This window comes from Candidatus Darwinibacter acetoxidans (genome assembly GCF_041936445.1).
Lineage (GTDB): Bacteria > Bacillota > Limnochordia > Darwinibacteriales > Darwinibacteriaceae > DTU010.
In genome coordinates, this window is the sequence record NZ_JBHGXH010000058.1 from 1 (window position 1) to 2561 (window position 2561).

3 protein-coding genes are annotated in these 2561 nt (G+C 59.2%); all 3 read left to right on the forward strand.

Annotated elements, in window-relative coordinates; all coding sequences use genetic code 11:
* Nucleotides 1–201: 201 nt before the first annotated feature.
* A complete protein-coding gene (locus ACE4YL_RS02250) occupies nucleotides 202–1206 on the forward strand; it encodes an ABC transporter substrate-binding protein (protein WP_461360405.1) in 1005 nt (334 codons plus the stop codon).
* A 34-nt stretch (nucleotides 1207–1240) separates the two neighbouring features.
* Nucleotides 1241–2005: an ABC transporter ATP-binding protein gene (locus tag ACE4YL_RS02255; protein ID WP_461360404.1), complete on the forward strand. Its 765-nt coding sequence runs from the start codon at nucleotides 1241–1243 to the stop codon at nucleotides 2003–2005.
* A partial coding sequence (locus ACE4YL_RS02260) for an ABC transporter permease (RefSeq protein ID WP_461369102.1) occupies nucleotides 1998–2561 on the forward strand: 564 nt, incomplete at its 3' end. The genes ACE4YL_RS02255 and ACE4YL_RS02260, both read left to right, overlap by 8 nt.

Genomic DNA, 2561 nt, shown 5'->3' on the forward strand with positions numbered 1-2561 from the left:
AGAGAGAAAACGGCTAATTGATGACTACACGGTTCGAGTGGTGATTGAGCAGGAGTTTGCTTTCTAGGCAGGGGCAATGCTTTGCCTCTGCCGGCCACCTATCGTGAGCAAAATGCGGTCAAAGAGCGTGATTAGCAACACCTTGAGCACACCTTCCTAGATCCGGAATACTATACAAGGTAACTGAAGGGGGGATGTTGGTTGGAGAGGAAAAAGTGGTTGGTTTTGCTGGCGGCGGTGGTTGTGGTGGCTGTGCTGCTGGGGGCCAGTGCCTCGGGGCAGACCCTGCAGAAGGTGCGTTTGTCGGAAGTGGTGCGTTCCGTCTTTTATGCTCCCCAGTATGTGGCCCTGTCCTTGGGGTTCTTTGAGGAAGAGGGGTTGGAGGTGGAGCTCCAAACGGCGTGGGGGGCCGACAAAGGGGCTGCCGCCCTAATTTCCGGCGCTGTGGATGTGGGCTTTTTCGGGCCCGAAGCTGCAGTGTACATCTACCAGCAGGGCGCTGTGGATCACATCGTGGGTTTTGCCCAGCTCACCGCCAGGGACGGTTCCTTTTTTATGACCAGGGACGTCAATGAGGATTTTGTCTGGGATAATGTGCGGGGCAAGACTATTGTGGGCGCGCGCCTGGGTGGCGTGCCCCAGATGACGTTGGAATGGGTTTTGAAACAGCACGGGATTCGGCCCTTTGAGGATGTGGAGATCATCACCAGCCTGGCCTTTGAAGCGGCGGTGGGTGCCTTTGAGGCAGGACTTGGCGATTACATCGCCCAGTTTGAACCGGCTTTAAGTGAACTTGAGGCCCGGGGCAGGGGCAAGATCGTGGCGTCTCTGGGGGCAGAAGCAGGACCTGTGAGCTACACCGTCTACCATGCCCGCAAGAGTGAGCTGGAAAGAAACCCTGACCTTTTTGTGCGCTTTACCCGGGCCATCTACCGGGGTCAGCTCTGGGTCAATGAGCATGCCGCGGAAGAGGTGGCGAAAGTGATCGCTCCCTTCTTCCCCCTCATCGACCACGACATCTTAGTGCGCAGCATGGGCCTTTACCAAGCCATCGATGCCTGGCATCCCTGGCCGGTCATCTCCGAAGAGCACTTCCTGCACCTCCAGGAGATCATGCTGGAAGCAGGGGAGCTGGAGGAATTTGTGCCCTTCAGCGAACTGATGAATACCGAGCTGGCTAGGCAGGCGGTGGGGGATCTGCCGTAGGCTTTTTGCGTGGCAGGGCAAGGGGGGAAAGCACGTGGCCCGCGTGGAGCTGAGAAGTGTCAGTTTGAACTACCACACCCTGGCCGGCGAAGTGAAAGCGCTGGAGGATATCGATCTTGTCATTCAGGACCAGGAGTTTGTGGCCGTTGTGGGACAAAGCGGCTGCGGCAAAAGCACGCTGCTTTCCCTGATCAGTGGCCTTTTGAGGCCCACCCGCGGCTCCATCTTCATCGACAGCGAAGAGGTCCAGGGCCCAAGCAACAGGGTGGGCTACATGCTCCAAAACGACTACCTCTTTGAGTGGCGCACCATTTTAGACAACGCCCTGTTGGGCCTGGAGATCCGCCGGGAAAAGACGCCGGAGGCGGTGGAAGAAGTCAGGGCCATGCTCAAGGCCTACGGTCTGGGGGGCTTTGAGCACTACTACCCCGCACAGCTCAGCGGGGGCATGCGCCAGCGGGTGGCTTTGATTCGCACCTTAGCCACCAGGCCCGATGTGCTCCTTTTGGATGAACCCTTTTCCGCCCTGGACTACCAAAACCGCCTGGCGGTGGGGGAAGAGGTGGTGAAGATCCTCAGGGAGCGCCAGAAGACTGTGATCATGGTCACCCATGACATCCCCGAGGCGGTGAGCATGGCCAATCGGGTGGTGGTCATGACGCCCCGGCCCGGGAGGATCCGCAGCATCCACCGGATCAAAATGTGCGATGAGGGGCTCACGCCCCTCCAGACCAGGGAGCGGCCGCAGTTCCGGGAGTACTTCACCACCATCTGGAAGGAGCTGAACCGGGATGACTGAAGAAACCATCTCCCCGGAACACCAAGCTTACCTGCGCAGCCTGCGGCTGAAGGCGGCCTTGGTCCGCTGTACCCAGATCGTACTACTGGTTGGGCTTTTTGTTCTTTGGGAAGCCGCGGCCTCCCGGGGCTGGATCAACGCCTTCATCTTCTCCCAGCCCACCAAGATCTGGGCCGCCCTGGTGCGCCTCTACCGGGAAGGGGGCCTCTGGCGGCACCTGGGCTGGACCGTTTGGGAAACGGTTTTGGGCTTCACGGTGGGCACCGCGGCAGGCGTGGTCATCGCGGTGATGCTTTGGTGGTCCGAGTTTTTCTCCCAGGTGATGGACCCCTACATCGTGGTACTCAACAGCATCCCCAAGGTGGCCCTGGGCCCCATTTTCGTGGTCTGGCTGGGCACCACCATCACCGCGGTTGTGGCCATGGCCATCGCCGTTTCCATCATCGTCACCATTATGATGATGCACACCGGTTTCAAGGAAGTGGACCCCAACAAGGTGAAGCTCGTGCGAACCTTTGGAGCCAGCAAGGGGCAGGTCCTCTGGAAGGTGATCATC